The sequence below is a fragment of the Synechococcus sp. A15-60 genome, from assembly GCF_014280095.1.
Lineage (GTDB): Bacteria > Cyanobacteriota > Cyanobacteriia > PCC-6307 > Cyanobiaceae > Synechococcus_C.
Window position 1 is genome coordinate 1319325 of record NZ_CP047933.1, and the last position, 20488, is coordinate 1339812.

Annotated in this window: 26 protein-coding genes and 1 pseudogene; 16 read left to right on the plus strand and 11 right to left on the minus strand. The window is 57.5% G+C overall.

Features of this window, described 5'->3' with window-relative positions:
- Positions 1–5 precede the first annotated feature (5 nt).
- Positions 6–476, minus strand: a complete 471-nt coding sequence (locus SynA1560_RS07285) for a DUF427 domain-containing protein (protein ID WP_186499916.1) — start codon at positions 474–476, stop codon at positions 6–8.
- 53 nt (positions 477–529) lie between these two features.
- Between SynA1560_RS07285 and SynA1560_RS07290 the strand changes: the two genes are divergently transcribed.
- On the plus strand, positions 530–1234 hold the full coding sequence (locus SynA1560_RS07290; RefSeq protein ID WP_186499918.1) for a triacylglycerol lipase: 705 nt from the start codon (positions 530–532) through the stop codon (positions 1232–1234).
- A gap of 250 nt (positions 1235–1484) precedes the next feature.
- Positions 1485–1706 (plus strand): hypothetical protein, encoded by a 222-nt coding sequence (locus SynA1560_RS07295; protein WP_186499920.1) that lies wholly within the window; start codon positions 1485–1487, stop codon positions 1704–1706.
- A 26-nt stretch (positions 1707–1732) separates the two neighbouring features.
- On the opposite strand, the gene SynA1560_RS07300 is transcribed toward SynA1560_RS07295, so the two are convergent.
- Complete coding sequence (locus SynA1560_RS07300; RefSeq protein ID WP_186468704.1) at positions 1733–2299, minus strand: DUF1543 domain-containing protein; 567 nt, start codon at positions 2297–2299, stop codon at positions 1733–1735.
- A gap of 125 nt (positions 2300–2424) precedes the next feature.
- On the opposite strand from SynA1560_RS07300, the pseudogene SynA1560_RS07305 reads away from it, so the two are divergent.
- The 4 genes and pseudogenes from SynA1560_RS07305 to SynA1560_RS07315 form a co-directional block, all read left to right on the plus strand.
- Positions 2425–3162, plus strand: a pseudogene (locus SynA1560_RS07305) (DUF819 family protein); the annotation flags it as partial.
- Positions 3163–3265: 103 nt separating this feature from the next.
- Positions 3266–3508 carry a DUF819 family protein gene (locus SynA1560_RS13800; RefSeq protein ID WP_255477134.1) on the plus strand — a complete coding sequence of 81 codons (243 nt, stop codon included), beginning with the start codon at positions 3266–3268 and terminating at the stop codon, positions 3506–3508.
- A gap of 55 nt (positions 3509–3563) precedes the next feature.
- Positions 3564–3797, plus strand: coding sequence for a hypothetical protein (locus SynA1560_RS07310; RefSeq protein WP_186468705.1), 234 nt, complete (start codon positions 3564–3566; stop codon positions 3795–3797).
- A complete protein-coding gene (locus tag SynA1560_RS07315; RefSeq protein WP_186501704.1) occupies positions 3794–3994 on the plus strand; it encodes a hypothetical protein in 201 nt (66 codons plus the stop codon). The genes SynA1560_RS07310 and SynA1560_RS07315 overlap by 4 nt, the downstream gene beginning before the upstream one ends.
- Positions 3995–4076: 82 nt before the next feature.
- Here SynA1560_RS07315 and SynA1560_RS07320 read toward each other — a convergent pair whose 3' ends face one another.
- Together SynA1560_RS07320 and SynA1560_RS07325 are read right to left on the minus strand one after the other, a co-directional pair.
- A complete protein-coding gene (locus SynA1560_RS07320; RefSeq protein ID WP_186468706.1) occupies positions 4077–4313 on the minus strand; it encodes a hypothetical protein in 237 nt (78 codons plus the stop codon).
- Positions 4310–4510 carry a hypothetical protein gene (locus SynA1560_RS07325; protein ID WP_186468707.1) on the minus strand — a complete coding sequence of 67 codons (201 nt, stop codon included), beginning with the start codon at positions 4508–4510 and terminating at the stop codon, positions 4310–4312. The genes SynA1560_RS07320 and SynA1560_RS07325 overlap by 4 nt, the downstream gene beginning before the upstream one ends.
- Before the next feature lie 345 nt (positions 4511–4855).
- Between SynA1560_RS07325 and SynA1560_RS13805 the strand changes: the two genes are divergently transcribed.
- Both SynA1560_RS13805 and SynA1560_RS07330 read left to right on the plus strand, forming a co-directional pair.
- Entirely contained in the window at positions 4856–4978 is a 123-nt protein-coding gene (locus tag SynA1560_RS13805) for a hypothetical protein (protein ID WP_255476870.1), read from the plus strand.
- Between the two features lie 23 nt (positions 4979–5001).
- A complete protein-coding gene (locus tag SynA1560_RS07330) occupies positions 5002–5181 on the plus strand; it encodes a hypothetical protein (RefSeq protein WP_186468708.1) in 180 nt (59 codons plus the stop codon).
- Positions 5182–5297: 116 nt separating this feature from the next.
- On the opposite strand, the gene SynA1560_RS07335 is transcribed toward SynA1560_RS07330, so the two are convergent.
- Together SynA1560_RS07335 and SynA1560_RS07340 are read right to left on the minus strand one after the other, a co-directional pair.
- A complete protein-coding gene (locus tag SynA1560_RS07335) occupies positions 5298–7742 on the minus strand; it encodes a ligase-associated DNA damage response DEXH box helicase (protein WP_186501606.1) in 2445 nt (814 codons plus the stop codon).
- Positions 7739–7948 (minus strand): DUF350 domain-containing protein, encoded by a 210-nt coding sequence (locus SynA1560_RS07340; protein WP_186468709.1) that lies wholly within the window; start codon positions 7946–7948, stop codon positions 7739–7741. The genes SynA1560_RS07335 and SynA1560_RS07340 overlap by 4 nt, the downstream gene beginning before the upstream one ends.
- Between SynA1560_RS07340 and SynA1560_RS07345 the strand changes: the two genes are divergently transcribed.
- The 5 genes from SynA1560_RS07345 to SynA1560_RS07365 all read left to right on the plus strand — a co-directional run bounded on the left by SynA1560_RS07345 (position 7939) and on the right by SynA1560_RS07365 (position 12493).
- On the plus strand, positions 7939–9084 hold the full coding sequence (locus tag SynA1560_RS07345; protein ID WP_222930201.1) for a hypothetical protein: 1146 nt from the start codon (positions 7939–7941) through the stop codon (positions 9082–9084). The two genes, SynA1560_RS07340 and SynA1560_RS07345, sit on opposite strands and share 10 nt — an antisense overlap.
- Positions 9081–9398: a hypothetical protein gene (locus SynA1560_RS07350; protein WP_186499924.1), complete on the plus strand. Its 318-nt coding sequence runs from the start codon at positions 9081–9083 to the stop codon at positions 9396–9398. The genes SynA1560_RS07345 and SynA1560_RS07350 overlap by 4 nt, the downstream gene beginning before the upstream one ends.
- Complete coding sequence (locus SynA1560_RS07355; RefSeq protein WP_186468712.1) at positions 9383–10975, plus strand: polyamine aminopropyltransferase; 1593 nt, start codon at positions 9383–9385, stop codon at positions 10973–10975. The genes SynA1560_RS07350 and SynA1560_RS07355 overlap by 16 nt, the downstream gene beginning before the upstream one ends.
- Positions 10972–11571 carry a DUF4178 domain-containing protein gene (locus SynA1560_RS07360; protein WP_186468713.1) on the plus strand — a complete coding sequence of 200 codons (600 nt, stop codon included), beginning with the start codon at positions 10972–10974 and terminating at the stop codon, positions 11569–11571. Before SynA1560_RS07355 ends, SynA1560_RS07360 begins: the two co-directional genes overlap by 4 nt.
- 298 nt (positions 11572–11869) lie before the next feature.
- Positions 11870–12493 (plus strand): matrixin family metalloprotease, encoded by a 624-nt coding sequence (locus SynA1560_RS07365; RefSeq protein ID WP_186499925.1) that lies wholly within the window; start codon positions 11870–11872, stop codon positions 12491–12493.
- Between the two features lie 133 nt (positions 12494–12626).
- Here SynA1560_RS07365 and SynA1560_RS07370 read toward each other — a convergent pair whose 3' ends face one another.
- The 4 genes from SynA1560_RS07370 to nadA are packed head-to-tail and all read right to left on the minus strand — an operon-like array spanning position 12627 to position 16681.
- On the minus strand, positions 12627–14330 hold the full coding sequence (locus tag SynA1560_RS07370) for an ATP-dependent DNA ligase (RefSeq protein ID WP_186471087.1): 1704 nt from the start codon (positions 14328–14330) through the stop codon (positions 12627–12629).
- 25 nt (positions 14331–14355) lie between these two features.
- Positions 14356–14706: a DNA ligase gene (locus tag SynA1560_RS07375; protein ID WP_186468715.1), complete on the minus strand. Its 351-nt coding sequence runs from the start codon at positions 14704–14706 to the stop codon at positions 14356–14358.
- 30 nt (positions 14707–14736) lie between these two features.
- On the minus strand, positions 14737–15714 hold the full coding sequence (locus SynA1560_RS07380) for a ligase-associated DNA damage response exonuclease (protein WP_186499927.1): 978 nt from the start codon (positions 15712–15714) through the stop codon (positions 14737–14739).
- A gap of 34 nt (positions 15715–15748) precedes the next feature.
- Positions 15749–16681: a quinolinate synthase NadA gene (nadA, locus tag SynA1560_RS07385; protein WP_186468717.1), complete on the minus strand. Its 933-nt coding sequence runs from the start codon at positions 16679–16681 to the stop codon at positions 15749–15751.
- Positions 16682–16792: 111 nt separating this feature from the next.
- Here nadA and SynA1560_RS07390 point away from each other — a divergent pair, with 111 nt between their 5' ends.
- From SynA1560_RS07390 to SynA1560_RS07400, 3 genes are all read left to right on the plus strand, one after another.
- Positions 16793–17566 (plus strand): TIGR04168 family protein, encoded by a 774-nt coding sequence (locus SynA1560_RS07390; protein ID WP_255476871.1) that lies wholly within the window; start codon positions 16793–16795, stop codon positions 17564–17566.
- Positions 17560–18654 carry a hypothetical protein gene (locus tag SynA1560_RS07395; protein ID WP_186499929.1) on the plus strand — a complete coding sequence of 365 codons (1095 nt, stop codon included), beginning with the start codon at positions 17560–17562 and terminating at the stop codon, positions 18652–18654. The genes SynA1560_RS07390 and SynA1560_RS07395 overlap by 7 nt, the downstream gene beginning before the upstream one ends.
- Before the next feature lie 248 nt (positions 18655–18902).
- Entirely contained in the window at positions 18903–19652 is a 750-nt protein-coding gene (locus tag SynA1560_RS07400; protein WP_186499930.1) for a glycoside hydrolase family 104 protein, read from the plus strand.
- Between the two features lie 48 nt (positions 19653–19700).
- Here SynA1560_RS07400 and SynA1560_RS07405 read toward each other — a convergent pair whose 3' ends face one another.
- Entirely contained in the window at positions 19701–20486 is a 786-nt protein-coding gene (locus tag SynA1560_RS07405; protein WP_370523223.1) for a TPM domain-containing protein, read from the minus strand.
- Positions 20487–20488 lie beyond the last annotated feature (2 nt).

Consider the following 20488-nt stretch of genomic DNA (forward strand, 5'->3'; position numbering starts at 1 on the left):
ACCGATTAGATCAATTCAGGGTGATTGGGATCACCTTTAAAGGGGCCTTCCACGGCAGAACTGATCCAACCTCCATAAAATCCCCCTGCCTGGGCGGTGACTGGCTCTCCATTAAGCCAACAGCCATCCATCAAGCCTGGATATAGGGCGTACCAACCTGCAATGGCCATGAAAGTTGGAGTTGGTGTTGGATAACGCCAAACTGCGCGTTGGATGGTTTTGCCACCAGCTTGAACGTCAAAATATTCAGCCACCCCTTTCCATTCACAGAAGCTGCGCCCAACAGCCGCTGTCAGCAGGGATGTGTTGACGCCATCGGGCGGCAGGTAATAAGTGGGAGGGTGGAAAGTCTCCAGAACGCGTTGCGTTCCTTGACCTTCAAACAACACCTCGCCTCCCACTTGAACGAGCACATGGTCAACACTGGTTTCCAAGCGTGGGGGCCGTGGATAGTCGGCAACGCGTTCCGGCGTCATCTGTTCGCCTGCTTCTGCATGGATGATGGCGCTGTTTCGTCAACATCGGAGAGATGACGACCGTTGACCCCCGGCAGCCTGTCTTGATCCTTGGAGGCTTTTTGATTACGGCAGAGGCCTATGCACCGATGGCTGCCTGGCTTAAGCAACTAGGTGTTTTTGATGCGCATGTGGTTCCTGTCACACGACTGGAATGGCTGCTGACCACTTGGGGGTTTGGCTGGCGTCGGGTGCTTGATCGTGTCGATGCCCTCGTGCAACAGCTCCAAGCTTCATCGCTGACTGGTCGCGTGACCTTGATTGGACATAGCTCAGGTGGGGTGATGTTGCGCCTCTATCTCAGCGATGAACCCGTTCTTGGTCGTGGCTATCACGGTGCGACTCGCTGTGACCGACTGATCACGTTGGGCAGTCCGCATAAGGCAGTTCGTGCCACACCCTTGCGCATGTTGGTGGATCGACGCTTTCCGGGCTGCTACGAGCCGGGGGTGGACTACGTCGCCATTGCGGGCGAGCTCGATCTGAATGGAGACAACGCGTCGTCATTCAGCCGACGCACGGCGTCTGGCAGTTACAAAAGCATTGCCGGTGACGCAGAACTCAGTGGTGATGGACTGGTACCAGTGGAGTCAGCCCTGTTGAAGGGTGCTCGACATCTGGTTCAGCCGGACACCGCCCATGGTGGTTTCTTCGGCAAGCTTTGGTACGGGTCTTTGCAGCGGCTCGAGTCCTGGTGGACCTTTGTGACCAACGATTAGGCCTGAGTCGCATCTGTGGATGTGATTCATGACCACAGGCTTGCTTGATCTTGGTCCATAAAAATGCCAGTTAATCCTGATCTATGGAATCACGAGCGCTTCAGCACAATAGTTGGCTTGGATGAATCATGGCGACGCCTGAACTGGAAATCTTGCTGTGTCAATTGGATTGTTCCTTGTTTCATTGCTCAGTGCACTCGGCACCGGCCCTTGAATCTGTTTAAGATAATCATTCGGCAAACATGGTCTGATGCCTCTTTCACTTCGACAGGGCGTTGTTGCTTTTCTTTGTTTGATAGTTGTGTTTCATATTGCCGATAATTCACTGCAATATCAACGCTGCTTGTTACAGGCTTCCAATCAGCAATTTCCTGATTTCAAACTGGTCATGGCATCTCCGCAATGCAATGGATTGGCCAATGGAGGGTTGTTTCGTTTGTTTCCGAAGCCCCTGGGGATGCAACTGCGTTGAAGCTTCGGATGTGTGATTGATAACGCTTAAATCAAGCGGTAGCCAAACCAGTCGGGTTTGAGATCTTTGATGTTGCTGGATGGATCCGGTATCAGATGAATACGCCAACCCTCGACATCTCCAATCGGTAGGCAGTCATCGACGACGTTCAATGTGTCGATGCCATAGAGATCGTCTTTGTGCACCTGAGCAGCGTCATTCAGCCAACGTCGACGTGCCCTTGCTTTGGCAGCTGGTTTGCTTGGTGCAACGATCAGGCCAAATTGATGCAACTCCTGGAGTGAGCCACTGTCGTACCCACCGAGATTGACAAACCAGAGCTGGTCTGAGCCTTTGCTGAGCTTCGCATCCATCTCTGCCGGCCATTCGTGTTGGCTCTGGATGAGCTCAACCTTGTATCCATCCACATGTTCAACAGCGACATAACTGTCGATGTGCAGGCCTCGTTTGAGGCCAAACCATTGATGCTTCAGCGCTGGAATCGTGGCCTCAATGTCAACCCCCACAACCCAGCGCACATCATGCAGCTCAATGTGGCTGGTTGCTGTACGTCCTCCGAGGACGACCAGAAACAGTTTCGGTGTGGGCGTCATCGCGCGCTCTCAGAATTTCGATTCATGGCTTTGAGAAGATTTCCGCGTTGGTGACGGCATGACCTCAGCGATGCTTGCTGTGATTGTGCACACCCCATGACCGCATCAGTGGACATCACCGCGTCATGGCTGGTGATCGCTGGCATCACGGCCGGGGGTTGGTGGTTGGCTCGTGTGAACCGTTGGGCTTGTTGATTGCCAACCTGAGTGGGTGGAAGCCTGATGCTGGTGTGTCGGGTTGGGTGAATGGTCCCCTCACCTCCCTTGCCATCGTTGAGCTTCTGCTGGCTGTCGAGTTGCGTCGCGTGCTGCCTGACGCCCGGCGGCTCCTGCCCCCTTTTCTGGTGTCTGTCTTGGCCACCGTGTTTGCGGTGCTCGTCTTTGGATGGGTGCTTCGCCCTTGGCTTAGCGAGGATGCCTCAGCATTGGCGGCTGTGTACACCGCCACGTTCACAGGTGGAACGCTGAACTTTGTGTCTGTGGGTCGAAGCCTTGCGATTCCCGATGACTTGTTTGCAATTGCGACAGCCGCTGACTATGTGGTGTTCACAGGCTGGTTTCTGCTGAGCCTGCTGATCGGTCGAGAGCGCCAGGCATCAGGGGTGGACTCCATTGCCAGTGATGCGCACACGTCCGATGCACAGATGGCGGATGGGCCCAGGGCTCTCGGGATTGCGCATCAGCCCAAGTCACTGGCATCGGGTTTGCTCTGGGGTGGTGCTGCCATGCTGATTGCGGAACTGGTGTTGATCCTGTTGCGCGGGTTGGCGTGGGATGTGCCGGCGATCATCGTGCTCACCACGGTGGCCTTGCTGATGGCACAACTGCCAACCGGTGGATCCCGCGTCACGTGTTACGGCATGGGACAGGTATTGATTCAACCGTTTTTCGCAGTGATTGGATTGAGCACAACGGTTGGTGGCCTGTTCGGCTTGGGTTTACCCGTGCTGGTTTATGCCATTCCTAATGGTTGGGATCCAGGCTCTCGCTGTTTTGTTGGTGCGGTGTCAACAGCGTTGGGCGTTGGTCGACAGCTTGGTCGCATCCCAAGCCGCTGTTGGAGGTCCCAGCATTGCGCTGGCGTTGGCCAGCAGCTTGGGCCGATCGTCGTTGGTGTTGCCCGCTGTGGCGGTCGGCCTTCTGGGAATGTTGATCGGGACTTACCTAGGGCTGGCTGTCGAGACGCTGTTTCAGTGGCCCGTCAGCTGAGATTCACTTGTCGACACACGTCTGGATTTAATATTCAGCGTCTCTAAAAGCGTTGATGGCCTGGGAATACACGCAGCTCCGTTTTGTTCCGCGAGGGAAGAGCTGGACAGGCGAGATTGATGAGCTGTGGCTAGACGACAAGCAACTGATCTCCAGGAACCGTCCTCAGCAGGTGAGTCTTGTGGAGCTAATGAATGAGCTTGGATCCCAGGGTTGGGAGTTGGTGACCTATGCCCAGCCGTTCACCGGCTATCACGGTGGCTGCTACACCTTTAAGCGTCAGTGTTGACGTCTGTTTTGCGGATCGAAACGCTGGAGCAGCTGGCAGCGGTGGTGGTCACAGCCGGCCTAGTCATCGGTAATTTCCTACTGTTAACTCCCTGGCGGGATGGGCAGGATCCTCGTCATCGGGCCCCAGTGCCAACCCCCAACTCGTTGTTGCATGAGCACTTAGCCATCCGAGCACTGCTGCGAGCAACCCTTTGATCATGGGTCTGGTTTTTCAATAGCAACATTGGCTGTCAGCCACAAAGGTGATCAACGCCGATAACGCTCAAACCGGAGTTTGTCAGGGAGCGATCCAGAAACCGCTGTAAAACCAATCATTGATGAATTGGTTGAGCTCGTCGTCGGTGTTGCAGCCGGACTCGCTGATCAGGCTTGCATCCGACTGTGTCTGCTGAATTGCATAGAAGTCCTCTGGAGTGAAGTCGCCTTCATCCATTGCTTCGGCCATGGAGGCCCACTGGTTGGTCAAGGCCACCAGCAGTTGTTCGCGCAGCTCGGGGTTGAGCGTGGTGTTCATCGCATCAGGAGCCAAACCGTGACGCCGCCAACAGCGACACCTTTGAAGAATTGGGCCCAGGTGAGGGCATAGGTGTCGAGCTGAAAGGTTCGCATCATCCAATTCAGCACTTCTTTATGCTTGCGAATCAGGATGGAGCTTTCCGCAGTGTTTAGCTGCTGAATCTGTTTGAGTTTGATTTCGCCAAGCTTTGGCATGTGATCAATAATTTGGTTGGTGATGTTTCTTCAAGGCTGATTCTAATTCATGGCTTTAATGATTGAGTCTTGAGTCTCATGTTGACGCTGAGAAGGGGTTTGATTGGTATGGAAGAGAACAAGCCGGAGGCTGCGAATTTTTTTCTGGAGCGGTTCAATCGTCCTGTCTTTATCTTGGAATGACAACCTTGCGTTGCGTCGTCATGGTGTGGGAATGAGTGGTGTCTTGATGTCCTAGTTCTGTTGAGTTGCACTTGCAGCATGCTCGGCTGTCACCCTGCGTCCTGATCGTGTTCTGCCCACCCGTGCTGATCAACATCACCATGATCATCACAACCATGTTGTGTGCTCTGGTCCACCACGACGCCGCTCACTGCCGCTGCATCTGAGCTGGTCCTTGGTGCGATGGAATCCGGCAATGTCACCGTTGAGGGTCCCAACGGCGATGAAATTCAGTTGGAATGGTGAAACCCTTCGAATTGCTTTTCCGCATGGAACCCATCACTTGGCTGGTGATCACCTGGGCCACCTATGGCGCGCAGCGCACCACGGCAGCCCTGGAGAAAATTCCCCAGGCCTCGATGGACCAGTGCATGGCCAATTCCAGGCTGATCACCGACTGGCAACCGAAAGCCAGCGTGAAATGCATTGAAGGAGTTCAAGGTTTCTAGGCTCAATCGTTTGACGTTCTTGGTTGAGCGCTGATAGCGAGGCTTCATTGGACGCTGAGTTTCTGAAGCGGAACGCTGACGTTGGTTGCAGAGGATTCTTTGATTTGATGGCTGATTCACTCTTCATGTCGTAGAGCATCCTTTTGCATTCGCTCGATGCGTTCCAGCACGGATTCATTGCTCATGCGGTTATTGAGCCGCTCGACGAGCAATGGAAATGCCAGAGGGCCCGGCCGTGGAGTGGGGCAGTGCAAGACCTCGCCACTGCGCATGCGCATCAAAGCTTTGCGCAAGCGCGGCAGTTCCAGCTGGTCCTGCAGCACTTCATGCTGGGCCTGACGCACCAGCAGATTGTTGGGTTCGTGCTTGTTGAACACCTCCCACAGAAGCGAGCCGCTGATCTGGAGCTGGCCGGCGCTTTTGCTCTGCCCGGGGAATCCCTGCACCAGCAGTCCAGACACCTGGGCAATGCTGCGGAAGCGGCGGCGACACAGCTCGGACAGATTCAGTGCTTGCTCAAGATCCTGTTCAAGGTTGCTGTCATCGAGCAACACGTCCAAATGGTCCTCCAGCAGATCATCGAACGGGTAGCCGCGTGGTGCCAGCAATTCAAAGCCGTAATCATTCACCGACACCGTGATCGTGCCGCGATGAATTCGGGTGAGACGCGTGGCCCAGAGGAATCCCAGCCCTTCATGCACAAACCTTCCTTCAAAGGGATAGGCGTAGAGGTGCATGCCTTCACGGGTTCGGCAGGTTTCCAACAGCAGCTGATCGCTGTCGGGCAGCGTTGATAGATCCATCTGACGCTCGAACAACGGTTCCAGTGCCTTTAGCTCTGGTGTGTCGAGGTCTCCCCGTCCGGCCCGCGCGACTTCATCGCGCAGATGGTGGGTCAGTAGATCAGACAGTGACATCTGGCCACCGGCCCAGGCGGGCACCGCGGTGCTCTTGCGTGTGGAGGCCTTCACGTAGGCCGTCATCTCCCGCAGCCTCACAAATTCCAGCTGCCTGCCGGCGAAGAAGAACACATCCTTCGGCTTCAGCTGGCTGATGAACGTTTCTTCCACGTGACCCAGCACCGCGCCACGAATGAAGCGCACGCGAATGGCCGGAGCGGAGGTGATGGTGCCGATGTTGAGGCGATGCAACCGTGCGATGGCCTTTTCGCGCACCACATACCGGCCGTGCTCGTCGTGCTCCAGTTTTCGGTAGCGCGGGTAAGCACCGAGGCAATCGCCGCCGTGCTCGAGAAAGCGCAGACACCACTGCCAGTCCTCGTCTCTCAGCTCGGAGTAGCTCGATGTACGTCGTATCGCCTCGAGGGTGCGTTGGGGCTCGAAGCCTGGGCCGCAGGCGAGGGTGGTGAGGTGTTGGAGCAACACATCGAGTGGCGCATGTGGTGGTCGTCGCTCCTCTACCAAGCCGTTGTCCAGACCGCGGCGAACGGCGCTGAGTTCCAATAGCTCCAAGGCATTGGTCGGCATGAACAGCACCTGGGAGGTGCCTCCTGGTAAGTGAGCGGACCGGCCAGCCCGTTGCAGCAGTCTTGCCAGATTTTTCGGGGAGCCGATCTGCACGACCCGTTCTACGGGTTGAAAGTCAACGCCCAGGTCCAGCGAGCTGGTGCAAACCACCCAAAGCATCGAGCCGGCCTTCACGGAGGCTTCAATGGCTTCGCGCTCGGCACGATCGAGGGCGCTGTGATGCAGAGCCAGTAAGCCCTCCATTTCGGGGCAGGCGTAGCGCAAGCACTGAAACCAACGTTCAGCTTGGTTGCGCGTGTTGGTGAACAGCAGTGTGCTGGTGCAGGGCTCCAGTTGGCCCACCAGATCCTCATAGCGACGTAGGCCAAGGTGGCCGCCCCAAGGGAAACCGTCGATGCTGTCCGGAAGAATGCTGGTCACGCTGAGACCGCGCTTCGGTGCGCCTGTGATGAAGCAGGGATCTCCACCTGCGCCGAGTGCATGTTGCGCAGCCTCCTCCAGGTTGCCGATCGTGGCGCTGATGGCCCAGGTTTGTAGGGATGGGCGTTGCTGTCGTAGCCAGCTGAGCCCCAGTTCCGTCTGAATGCCTCGTTTTGAGCCAATCAACTCGTGCCATTCATCGAGAATGACCGTTTCCAGCGTTTGAAATAGACGTTCGCAATGGCGACCGGCCAGAAGGACGCACAGTGACTCTGGTGTGGTGATCAGGATCTCTGGTGGGGATTTGAGTTGCCGGCTGCGTTCGCTGGTGTTGGTGTCTCCGTTGCGGATGCCCACCCGTAACGGCCAGGCCATCGCATCAATGGGTTGCTGCAGCGCCAGCGCTAGATCCCGACTGAGTGCCCGTAGCGGTGTGATGTAGAGAAGCCTGACGCCTCGGATCTCGCTTGGCGACGCCAGCATGCGCGCGATAGAACCCATCACGGCGGCGTAGGTTTTGCCGGACCCTGTGGGCACCTGAATCAAACCGCTTCGGCCCGCCAGATGGGCTTCCCAGGTCTGTGTCTGGAAGGGAAGTGGAGTCCATCCCTGCTGGTTAAACCAGCGATGGATTGGTTGAAGAACGTCGTTCAGATCAGAATCACCGTGACGACGACGGCGGAAACGGCCAACACAACTGAGCCCACGACCACCCCTGCCGCCACATTGCCCTTGCGAACCTCAGCGCGGTAATCGAGGGGTGTAAGGCGATCAAAGAACCAGACACCGCCCACGATGAGCAGGATTCCTGCCACCGTCCACATCAGGCTCAGCATCAACTGGATGAGGGTTGCCTGCATGGGTGAGGCTGCATGACTGGCGTAATTTAAGCGGCAGTGTTCTGCCGATGGTCGTGTCAGGGTCGCCACCGGTGGGTCGTCGCGTGATGTTGGGTTGGCGAACCCGTGGTGTCTTCCCCTGGGCCCTGCTGGTGCTGATTTGTCCGCTCAGCCCTTTGCTGGTCCTGTTCATGGCCCCTGGTGGGACGGTCCAGGACCGGGAAGTGACCTTGCCGGCAGTGGATCAGGCGGTGACGACGCAACCGTTTGATTTCAAGAGCGTGAATGAGGCGGTGACGATCAAAACCGTCTTTACCCCTCCCGCAGGCACCCTTCTTTATCTCTCCACCGAGCTGCTGGATGTCAGCGGCAAGGTTGTGTTTCAACACGACATCGAGGGGCGGGATAGTGGTGGCGGTTCGCTGCCGGATGAATCTGCCCTGTCGAGGCTTTCTCCAAGCGAGCGTCAGCGCCAGTGGATGCGAACACCGGACTACGCTCGGCCCGCCAACGATCACAGCGTGAGCTTCCGTCCTGCAGAAGCTGGCTCGTATCAACTTCGTTTCCAGGTTTATCTGCCCCGCAATCAGGAAGGTGAGGCGATCCCGCTTTCAGACCCGGTGCTGGTCCGCACCAGAGTGAGCACAACGCCTGTGGATCGCGGCCTGTTGTTGCTCACCGTTCTGTTGAGCGGGGCTTCCTCTTGGATGTTCCTGTCCAAGGTCTACAGGCGTGGACGGATTCAATGTTCAGGCTGCTACGAATCCATTGGTCATGCCGGTCGGGCTTCGCGCGGGGATTACAGGGCTGGCCTTCTGGTATTGCGCGCGCGGGCTGCCTTCAGTCAGGGCTACCAGACCAACATCCAACAGGAGGCGAGGCAGTATTTATTTGGCGTGCGCGTGACTGACGGTCGGGGCACGTTGCTGTATCGCGGCAGTGCTCCCGTGGAGAGGTCGACGGTGTCACTGACCGATTCCACACTCAACTTGCACCTTTTTCCGCAACTTTTCCAGCTCACGAAAGACTGCAACCTTCGGTTTGATCTGCTTCCACCGGAATCCACATCGACCCTGCAGTTCGAATCCGTGCACATTGAGCTGTGCGACCAGGTCATGCTTGCCTGGCCGCAGGAAGTCGTGAGGCTCGATCCATGACCAGACTTCTTCTGCTGATGCTCACGGTGAGCATGAGTGCTGTGGGGATTTCGGCGGCTTACACCAACGAAGACGTTCCTCAGATCGGTGCGCTTTTGCCTGCAACAACCGATGCACAGGAATCATCGATCGTCTTCCGTGGTTTCTATGGCGTGTCCGGTTGGAGAGCGGGCAGCACTAGGCTTGAATCCAGCTCATTGGCGATTGGTCGGAATCCTTACGGCAGTTACAGCAGCTCTGGTCGCTACGGGGGATCAAGCGGCTACGGCAGCTATGGCGGTTTCTCCAGCGGTGGTGGATGGAGCGGCAAATAACGGCTGCTGATCTCAGTCCCCTCCAAGTGAGGGTTCTTCTGGTCACTGCCATGGTTTCTTCGGCAGCTGGACTCGTGCTGGAGCTGTTGCTTGTGGCGCAGGCCAGTTATTTGATGGGGGACGCCACCTTGGCGACAGGGGTGGTGGTGGGCACGTTCCTTGCGGCGATGGGATTGGGAGCCTGGTTCACGGAGTTCATTGCTGTGAAAGGCCAGCCCCTGAATCGTTTGCTCAGAGCATTGGTGCTGGTGGAAATCACCCTCTGCCCGCTGTGCCTCTTTGGACCAGTCACCTTGTTCTTGCTGTTTGCAATCGGCGCTCCGTTATGGATCGCCATCGTTCTGCTCACCTTGATGGTGGGCTTGTTGGGGGGCATGGAACTGCCCTTGATCACCCGCATGCTGGAAACCCAGGATCAGTTGCGGCGGGCGCTGGCCAGGGTTTTGGCGTTGGATTATTTCGGCTCGCTGCTGGGTGCTTTGGCGTTTCCGCTGGTGTTGCTGCCTTGGCTGGGTCTGTTGCCCACCGCGGCTGTGCTGGCGTTCGTGCCCGTCGGCGCCACCTTGGCCCTGGCGCTGGTGTTTCCGAGTTTGCGGCGCTGGCGCATTCCGGTGGTTGCGCTCCTACCGATCACGGGTGTGGCGGCGTATCTGATCGCCCCCCTCGGACATCGCATCGAGGATGGCTTCTACGGCGCCAGGGTGATTGAGCGCCATCAAACGCGTCATCAGCGGATCGTGATGACCCGACGTGGGGCGGATCTGCGCTTGTTTCTGGATGGGGACCTTCAGTTTTCCAGCTTGGACGAATACCGCTATCACGAAGCACTGGTGCATCCGGCGATGGCTGCTCATGCAGCGCCGCGCCACGTGTTGCTGTTGGGGGCAGGTGACGGCTTGGCGTTGAGAGAAATCCTGCGCTGGCCCAGCGTTGAACGGGTCGACGTGGTGGAGCTAGACCCTTTGGTCATTCGTCTGGCTAGACAACAACCCCAACTTCGACAGCTGAATCACGACAGTCTGGGAGACCCAAGAGTGACCGTGCACCTCGGTGATGCCTACGCCGCCGTGCGCAACTTCCAGCGACGCTTCGATGTGGTGATCGCTGACTTCCCTGATCCAGATACGTTGCCGGTGGCGCGGCTGTACAGCGTTGGTTTCTATGGCGCGGTGCGTGAGCGACTTAATCCAGGCGCCGTCATGGTCACCCAGGCCAGCGCACCATTTCTCACCCCCCGCGTTTTGGCCTCGATTCAGGCGGGACTGCAGCAGGCAGGTCTGCAGACCCGTCCGTACAGCGTCACCATTCCCACGTTTGGCCCCTGGGGGTTTGTCATGGCCAGGTCTGGTGCCTGGTCTCCGCAATTCCAGTCCATTCCATTTCCCACACGCTGGATCGATTCGGATCAGCTCGCGGCCTTGTTCGCATTCCCCAGAGACTTTCTGCCAAGCGGCTCCGATACTGTGCAGCCCAACCGGATGACACAGCCGGTTCTTCTTGACTATCAACGCGGCGATCGTCGCCGGCGGCTGCTCCAGCCACTAGCGCCAATCCCTTCCAACCCGAATTCCTCATGAGCGGACTGCTTTTTCTGCTGCTTGCCGCAGTGCTGGTTTGGTGGCTGACCCGAAACAGCATGGACAGGCGCAAAAAGCCCCGTCAGGGCGTTAGTCCTGAACAACGCACCCTGTTCAATCTCCAGGTGGGGGATGTTGTTCAGCGTGATCTGCGCGACTGGATCGTGGAATCGATTCTTGAATTCAATCAATCCGGTTTCCAATGGCGTGAGTATTACCTCCGCGATGGAGAAGAAGGCATTTGGCTCGTGGTGGTTGACGACGATCGTCTCGAACTGTCCTGGATGCGTCAGGTTCCATCCCATGAGATCTCGATTAATTTCCCCCTACGCGATCGACTCGTTTACGAAGGCATCAGTTATCGCCTTGAGGAAAAGGGACTGGCGCAGTACAGACGCATTTCGCGCAACAGCAATCAAGGAGGACCGTGCCGTTTTCACGATTATGTCGCTGAGGGTGGCCGTTTGCTCAGCGTGGAGATCTATGTGCAGGATGCTTCGGTCGATACCGGTGAAATTGAACTGTGTCTTGGTGAGCGCATCATTCCAGAGTCACTCAGCATTCTTCCTGGAGATGGACGCAGTGTTTACGCCTGAGTTCATCGCGTGATCATGGTGATTGGCTCCTGCTCATTGCAGCCATGTGAGGGGAGCTCCACTGCGTTCTAGCCGTCAGCGGCTGTGTGGATGCTTCATGGCCAGGAGTGGTCAGACAGACGGGTCAAAGGATGGTTCCTATGGACCGAGACGGCGCTGCTGAATGAGGGTCTTCAGTGTAAGAACCCTGACTCCTCAGAGAAATCTCATCGATTTACTTGGTCTTTCGCAGACTGTTTCGATGTGGTTGAGAGCATCGTGGATACATCAACACAGGGCTTCAAAGCCTGGTTTAACGATGTCACAAATTCCAGATGTATTGACAGGATTAGAGCGATATCTTGAGAGGGGGATTGGTGGCGGAGAGCTTGTTGAGTACAGCATCTACGGCAATGAGTTGGCTGCTGATAGTGTTTCAACTGAATTGGCGATTGGTTCCTATGGTCGCGTCGTTCATGCATGGAACCATAGTGATGAACAGAAAAGATTCATTCGCAGCGTCTTTGAAAGGCTTGATCCTTTGCTAGACCTAGACTTTGTTGAGTCGGCTCCATCCGGTGAATCGGATATCAACATTTACCGATCATCGCGAAACAGTTATTGGGAGTCCAACGCTCTTTTTGATGTGCCGAGTGATTGGGTTGGTGGTGGGTCTGCACACTCGAATTATGATCGTTTCGATCTTTCCTGGAGGGATGTGGATGCGTTCGATGCATTTGCCGATGCTGAGAAAAGCTCGCTAGTCCACGAAATCGGTCATGCCCTTGGCTTGAGAGATCTTGCTTATGACCCAAAGTGGACTCGCTACGACTCAATCATGTCGTACAACCACCCAAGTGATCGTCCCGTCAACACTTGGTTTTCTGAGGCTGATATCCACGCTCTGCAGAGTGTTTGGGGGCTCGAGGATGATTCTTTCTAGATTTTGAAAGACCCTTTGATCTGCATCGGAATGATGACGTGACAATTGGGTTTGCAGTGAAATACTCGTTGTTTTCAATCTGATCTGTTTTCAGCAGGTTGGTGCTGAGGATCATCTGTGTGGTTCAAGTCAGTCACGCCGACCTGTTCGTGACGCGCGCGCAGAGTTCTTTGGCTTCGCCAAGGGTGTTGGCACTGCTGGCGCTACGGTCCCGTCGCCAGCGCAGGATTCTGGGGAAGCGAACGGCGAGTCCGCATTTGTGTCGTTTGGACTCCTGGATGCCTTCAAAGCCAATTTCGAACACCAGCTCGGGATCGACCGATCGTGTTGGGCCAAACCGTTCACGGGTGTGGCGCCTGATCCAGCGGTCGAGTTCAAGGATTTCTGCGTCGTTGAGGCCGGAATAGGCTTTAGCAAATGTCACTAGCTGTGGCGCGTCGTCGTCATTGGATTGGTCATCCCAGAGCGCAAAGGTGTAGTCGGTGAACAAATTGGCCCGGCGCCCTCGGCCGGCTTGGGCGTAGATCAACACCGCATCCAACGTCATCGGATCGCGTTTGTGTTTCCACCAGTGTCCTCGTTTGCGTCCACTGAGGTAAGGCGAATGAAGGCGTTTGAGCATCACACCCTCCGCCCCCTGTTGTACGGCGGCTTGGCGCCGTTGGTCGAGTTCTGTCCAGTGGCCGAGCAAAGCGCCATGGCTGAGCCGGCAGCGCCACCCCTCGTTGCTGCTTCCGAAGCTTGCGTGCAGGTCGCCCAATGTGGCCAGCCGTAGTTTGAGCGGTTGCTCACGCAAATCCTGCGCGTTGTGTTCCAGGACGTCGTAGGCCACAAAGCTCACTGGGCAGTCATGGCGCAGTTTTCGACCCACCGTCTTGCGGCCGAGTCGGCGCTGCAGATCACTGAATGGTCGGGGGTCCGCTTCCGCTTCGGCCCAACAAATCACTTCTCCATCGAGCACGGTGTCGTGGGGAAGTGCCGCGGCCATTTCGATGAGTTCGGGGAACTGGCTGTTGATCAGCTCCTCGCCTCGACTCCAGAGATACGTGCCGCTCTCCCGTTGGATCAGCTGGCCGCGGATGCCGTCCCATTTGGGCTCCACCCACCATTCCTTGGCTGCTGTCTCACCGAGGCTTGCGTGCTGAAGAGGGCTGGCTAGGAAGAAGGGATAGGGCACCGGCCCCCGGTTGCCCCGATCCGCCTTCGGGGGAGCCGTGAGTTGTTGGAACCAGGCCGAGGACGCCTCGACTGGCGCCATCAATCGTTCCAGCACCAGGGCTTCTTCGAGGGCGAACCCACTGGCGATCGCCTTCACCACCAGGCCACGGCCGACCCCGATGCGAAAGCCACCGGTGAGCAGTTTGTTGAACAGGAAAAGGCGTTCCGGTGGCAAGGCCTGCCAGATCGCTAGCACCGCCTGGCTTTGGACGGCAGGCTCCATTGCTGCCAGTGCCGGCAGCAGCATCTCCATCCACCACTGCATTGGCGGTGATGCATCGAGCTCGCGAATCCATGCCGACAGTGATGCATCGCAGCGGATGTCTGGAATGTCGTGGTGGATTTGAGGCCACAGCAACGACAACGTCTCGGCTGAATCGCCGACATGGCTTTGGCAATCATCAAAGAGCCAGTCGGGCATCGCACTGGCCTGTTGCAAGATGTCGCGCAAACGTCGACCCGTGATGAGCCGTTTGCGCCGTTCTTCGATCAGCAACATCACGCACCAGGCCGCGTCCTGGGCTGAAACCCTCTTCAGGTGATTGGCAATAAGTGCCACTTTGCGCCCCGTGGCGGTGCATTGATCGAGGCTGTCGATCAGTTCTGCCAGTGCATCCAGACCCTGAGGGTTGAAGGCCGGCGGATCAATAGCGGCGGAGATTGCCGTCACCTGGTGCGGTTACTTCGATGTTGCAGCCAGGGGTTCCATTGGCCACGTCGTTGAAGGCTTTCACGTAGTTAGCGGCCAATTCAGCATCACCCGATTCACGCACTGCTCCCTGAAGCCTTGCCAGGTCGCTACCCACCAGGTCACGGTTCAGCACTCCGCTGGCCAAACCAGCACAGATGGCCCGCGCTGCAGCGCCACCGTCCGCTGGAAACACCACTGTGTCGATCTGCTCGATGGTGATCTCAACCTGCTGAGCGAAGCCTGCTCCTGGTGTTGAGATCAGCAAAGACGAGAGGCCAACGATGGCGGCACTGCGCATTGACATTGGTTCGTCAACAGGGAAGTTGAGGCTAGGTCAGGCGAGCTGCTCGAGGGGTTTGGCCTCAATGCCATGACGTTCCCGCAGAAAGCGAGCCAGCACATCGCTTTGTCCATGCGTCACGTACACGGTGCGCGCGCCCGACTCGAGAACAGTGCGAATCAAGCCCTGCCAGTCGGCATGGTCACTAAGTACAAACCCCCGTTCGTATCCGCGGCGTCGGCGAGCCCCTCGCACCGCCATCCAGCCTGAGGCAAAGGCGGTTTGTGGAGCGCGGAAACGGCGCATCCAAGCCGAGCGATGGGCGGATGGAGGCGCCAGGATCAGGCGGCCCGCCAGCGGATCCTTTCGGGGTAACGCACTCACAGGGCGACTCGGTGTCATCGGCACGCCGGCTTCGCGGTAATGCCGGGTGACGGTTTCAACGGCGCCGTGCAGCAGCACTTCTTCGTCCACGCCGATCGCCTTGAGCTCTGCTAAGAGGCGCTGGGCTTTGCCGAAGGCATAGCAAAACAACAAGGAGGGGCGTTCGCGGTCCCCGTGCCACCAGTCACGGATCTGTTCGGCGATCTGAGCTCCGCTGTCCCAGGCGTAGATCGGCAGCGCAAAGGTGGCTTCCGTGATCATCACGTCACACGGCACGGATTCAAAGGGCGCACAACTGGGATCTGCACAGCGTTTGTAATCCCCAGTGACCACCCATACGGAGTCATTCACCTTGAGGCGCACCTGCGCTGAGCCCAGCACATGTCCTGCGCTGTGAAAGGACAGGCAGGCTTGGTTGAGCCAGAACTCCTGCCCGTAGGCCATCGGATGCAGAGTGATGTCGCGACCGAGGCGTTGGCGCAACACCCCTTCACTCACATCCACAGCCCAATATTCATCGCATCCGGGCCGCGCATGGTCGGCATGGGCATGGGTGATCAGCGCCCTTGGCACCGGTCGGCTTGGATCAATCCAGGCATCCGCGGCCCGGCAATACAGACCGCTGTCAGTGGGCTCGAGCAGTTGCATTCAACAACTCTGGCAAGTGTGTCGCTGGGCTGGGTTAGCGACTCATCTCGAGCATGCGTCGAATCGGGGCTTCCGCTTGGCTGCGCAAGTTTTCGTCCAGTGTGATTTCTGGCGAGAGGCTGTCCAGGCAGTCACGCAGCTTCTCCAAGGTATTGAGGCGCATGTAGGGGCAGGCATTGCAGCTGCAGCCATCGAGGCCTGGCACGTCGATCAACGTTTTCTCGGGAACGCGTTGCTGCATCTGGTGCAGGATTCCAGGCTCTGTCAGCACGATGAACGTCTTGGCGTCACTGGTTTCTGCGTGGTTGAGCAGTTTGCTCGTGGAGCCGATGAAATCCGCCAGATCGAGGAGGGTTTCTTCGCATTCCGGGTGGGCGATCACTTCGGCATCGGGATGCTCAAGTTTGAGTTGGAGCAGCGCCTCTTCACTAAAGGCTTCGTGCACGAGGCAGCGACCGGGCCACAGGGTGAGGTCCCGACCGCTCTGGCGTTGAACCCATCGACCCAGGTTGCGGTCTGGCGCAAACAAAACGGGGCGATCATCCGGAAGCTGTTGCACCAGATCAACGGCATTGCTGCTGGTGCAAATCAAATCGCTTTGCGCTTTCACTGCCGCGGTGCAGTTGATGTAGCTCACGACGAAATGATCGGGATGCTGTTCTCGAAACCGTGCAAATTCATCCGCCGGGCAGTCATCCGCCAGGGAGCACCCCGCCTCCAAATCCGGCAGCACCACAGTTTTTTCTGGGCTGAGGATCTTGGCTGTTTCGGCCATGAAATGGACACCGCAGAACACGATCACTTCGGCGTCGGTGTTCGCAGCCTTGCGTGAGAGCTCTAGGGAATCACCGATGAAATCAGCGATGTCTTGAATGTCTGGTTCCTGGTAGTAGTGCGCCAGGATCACGGCCTTCCGGTCCTTGCGGAGCTGGTTGATCGCCGCCACAACTGCGGTGTCAGAGCTCATTGGGACTTTCTGGGGCAGGATGGGCCTAGCCTAGAAGTCGTCCTGACACCTGTCCGACTTGCAATCGCCGGTGATCTCCACGGGGACTGGGGTGATCGAGATGCAGAGCTGGTGCATCATCTGCAACCCGACGCGCTGTTGTTCGTTGGTGATCTGAGCGATGGTGATCTTCGCTTGGTGAAACGGATTACGCAGCTGGCGTTGCCTGTTGCCGTGCTTCTGGGAAACCACGACCGCGGTCGAGACCGAAGCGGTGCGTTGCTGCAACAGCAAATCACGATGCTGGGTGAGCGGCACTGTCCCTGGAGTTTGCGCCAGTGGGAGAACCCCCAGTTGGCTGTCGTCGGTGCCCGCCCCTGCAGTGCCGGTGGCGGTTTTCATCTTTCTCAAGCTGTTCAGGCCGTGTTTGGACCGGTCACCGAACAGGAATCAGCCGATCGCATCGTGTCTGCCGCTGCGCTGGCACCTTCCGATTGGCCGCTCGTTGTGTTGGCCCATAGCGGACCTACAGGTCTTGGATCCGATGCGGAGAGTCCATGCGGTCGGGATTGGAAGCATCCGCATATCGATTGGGGTGATCGCGATCTCGCCTTGGCACTCGATCGCATGCAATCGCGCCGACGGGCTGACTTGGTGGTGTTCGGACACATGCACCATCAGCTCAAAGGGCGCCGCGGCGAACGAATCACATTTCATCGTGATCGCAGGGGCACGTGTTACGTGAATGCCGCCTGTGTTCCCCGCTCTGGATGCGATGACGACGGGAAGCCACTGCATCACCTCACCTGGGTGGAATTCAATGCCATCGAACCCATCCTGATTAGTCACCGTTGGTATCGGCCCAGTGGGGATCTGGTGTATGAGCAAACCTTGTATCGATGCTGATATACGTCTGCTTGAGCAGCCATGGCTTCGGTCATGCGGCCCGCCAGGCCGCCATGCTTTGGCATTTGCATCGATTGCAACCCACCTGGAGGCTGGTGGTCAGTTCGATGGTGGACTCAGCATTTCTCGCGTTGGTCCTGCGCGAGGTGCCAGTGCTTCGGCGAACTGTCCGCTGGGACGTGGGCATGCTCCAAGCCGATGCACTGGGAGCGGATCAGCCGGCAACCCTCCAGGCTCTTGAGCAGCTGCAAGCGGATCTGCCCAGACAGCTGGATGAGGAGGTGGCCTGGATCCGACGTCAGCACGATCAGGTGGCGGTGGTCGGCGACATCCCACCTGCCGCCGCCGATTTGGCCTCGCGACTGAATGCACCATTGATTTGGATGGGCAATTTCGGCTGGGATGACATTTATGAACCCTTGGGCGGATCTTTTCGTTTTTGGGCGCAACAGGCCAACGAGGCTTACCGCAAGGGATCAATGCTGCTGCGCTGTCCGTTTTCGATGGCCATGAACTGGCAGCTCTCCGATGTGGCCTTGTCGCTGGTGACAGCAGAACCACGACCTCTTCCACCTGATTTCGGGGTGTCGCTCGCGCGTGATCCCCGCACCAAGGTGATGGTGGGGTTTGGCGGACTCGGACTTTCCTTGCCACCCGATCTCTTTCGACACTGGCCGGAGCAGCTGTTTTTGATCGCTCCCTCGCGCAAGTCCAACCAAGACGCTGAAGCGGAGCTGCCAGCGAATGTGATGGTGCTGCCTGAGCAGGTCAGGCCCTTGGACGTGCTGCCCGTGTGTGAACGGCATCTGGGCAAACCGGGATTCAGCAGCTTCTGTGAGGCGATGTCCCAGAAGGTGGGGATGCATGTTGTGGAGCGGCATGGTTTCGCCGAAGCGGAGGTGCTGATGAATGGTTTGCGTCGCCACGCGGACCACCACTGCCTCAGCCGTGAGGAACTTGAGTCTGGAGAATGGAAATTGGATCAGCCGCTCATACCAGCTTGTGATGATGCGCTGGCGAGCGATGGCGCTCAGGTGGCTGCTGAAACGCTCCAGACCTGGTTGCGCACAACGATTAAGCAGAACTGATTAGCTCTATTAGCCAGGCTGATGAGCGTTGAAAGGTCTTGACGCGTCTTGGGTCTGAAAGAGAACAAAGCGTGATTAAGGCGAATGACGATTTTGCGTGTGTCACATCTCTTCTGGGATGCGCAGCCTCGGTTCGACACAGTTTGCCCGTGCTTTTTGCATATGGGATTCTCTGAGTCCATCAAATCACTACCTAAAACCAACTGCTTGTTGCCAAAAGTGGTGATTTTGTTCTTCGTAAGCCTTTGATGACTTCTCTTGCTTTGAATGCCTGTCGTTGCTTTGCAGGCGCCGTTGCAAGCGTTGTCCCATTCACCGCCTCCATCACCGCACCGGTGCATGCGGTTCTTCCCTCCATCGAATCTCGATCCAAGCTGGTTCAACTGGAAGAAGAGGCCCCAGTTTCTGCCCTTCCTTACATCATCACGCCCGAGCGTCGCGCGATGCTCAACACCATTCGGTTTGCCGAAGGCACTTGGAAAAACGGCCTTGACGTGGGTTATCGGGTGATGTTCGGCGGTGGCCTCATGGCCAGCATGGACCGTCATCCCGATCGGGTGATTTATTCCTCGCGTTACGCGAGTGCTGCAGCGGGTGCCTATCAGTTCATGCCTTTTACCTGGGACTTGGTCAAGCGCAGCATTGGTGTCCGTGGCTTTGGCCCTGAAGTGCAAGATCAGGGCGCACTGTTCCTGATTCAACGCCGCAAAGCCCTTGGCTTGACCGACACGGGTGTGATGACGCCGCAGTTGGCCGCGATGCTGGCTCCCGAATGGGCATCGTTCCCCACCCTGAGAGGGCGCAGTTATTACGGTCAACCCGTCAAGCGGTTCGACAGTCTGCGTGGTTTCTACGATCTCAACCTGGTGCAGCTGCGTCAGATCCGAGATCAGCGTCGTGCCGATCTTGCTGCAGCTAGAAACGGTGAGATGCCCGCCGATGGAGCGCCGAAGGCTCCCGTCTGCACCGTGCCAACCATTCTCTGCGGCATGCCCTGAGCCACTCGGGATGCCCTATGGCATCCCGACGTACGGGTGATCGTTGAATCAGCTTTCGTTGGTTGATTCATTGAGCTTCCGCCCGACCGTGGCCTGCGCAATCAAATAGGCGGCAACACCACCGGCTAGGAATCCCATGCCATTGCGGATCAGCGGCAGCAGCTCACTGGTGCGCGTCACGACCGGTGCGACGCCGAACACACCAAACAACATCACCCAGAGAGGAGACAGCAGCAGCACCCAGGCCCAGGCGATCTTTTCGCCTTCCTTGCGCGGATAGGCGGCGAAACCGGCGATCAGACCTCCCAAGACCGATGTGGTGAGCGTCCAAAGCCATTGTTCGGTGGGCAGGCCAGGAACCACCTGGCATCCACCGCGGTCGAGACAGAGTTCCACGGCATCCAGGGCCGCAAGGATGGCACCGTCTTCACCGTGGTCCTTCACGTAGTACTGATTGCCGTAGCGCGTTTGCAGTTCGACCCACCACGTGCGTGGCATCAATGCGAAGAAGGCGTCTCCCACGTTGAAATTGAGCAGATTTCCACCCCGGGGATCAGCAACTAGCAGCAAACTGCGTTCATCCAATCCCCAAAATTCCTTCACCGCTCTGCCAGGTGTGCGCTCGTACTGAGTCAAGACTCGCAGTTTCCAGCCACTGCGGTCCTCAAAGGCATCCAGCGATGTTTCTAGGGATTGACGCTGGTTGTCGCTGAGAGCTTTGGCTAGGTCAATGACTGGTGTGGCGTGATCCGGCAGCAATTCCGGATTGTCGATGGCCATGGCCGGTGCAGCGAGTAGCAGCAGCAGAACCGAAAGACTCAGCACAGCCTTCATGC